We start from the raw sequence: 453 nt of genomic DNA, 5'->3' as shown, positions 1-453 counted from the left end.
GGAGTGTTTTGTCAATAGCATTTTTAAACGCCTGAAAGCAGTCGTAAAACTTAGCGTAAAGACACTTCTTTTTTGTCCATTTCCACAGTCGTTCAATAATATTGAGATTGGGAGAATATGGAGGAAGAAAGACCAAGTGTATACCAAGGAACCAAGCCATATATTGTACAATTTGACACCTTTGGTAACGTGCATTATCCAACACAATATAAATCGGTTTACCCTCTTTATAATAAGACCTTAGTTGCTCCATAAAGCTGATAATGGTTTGTGAATTAATATATTCTTCATTCGTGAGCGTATGTATTTTTTTACTTATGGCATCAATTGCACCAAGCACATTGTAACGTTTTCTGCCCGAGGAGCTTTTAACAAAAACTCTTTTTATGCACCATAAAATGGGAAGGAATACACCCATTACAAAATGAGCTGCATCCAGGAATAGCAAATGAA

The 453-nt window shown here is 35.8% G+C and carries 1 protein-coding gene; it reads right to left on the bottom strand.

Annotated elements, in window-relative coordinates:
* Positions 1 to 453 (bottom strand): IS630 family transposase (locus Q0954_RS34465; RefSeq protein WP_299466763.1); only part of this gene is annotated, 453 nt, incomplete at both ends.

The organism is uncultured Microscilla sp., from assembly GCF_947493425.1.
In the GTDB taxonomy this organism is placed as follows: Bacteria; Bacteroidota; Bacteroidia; order Cytophagales; family Microscillaceae; genus Microscilla.
This window is presented reverse-complemented; position numbering and strand designations above follow the sequence as displayed.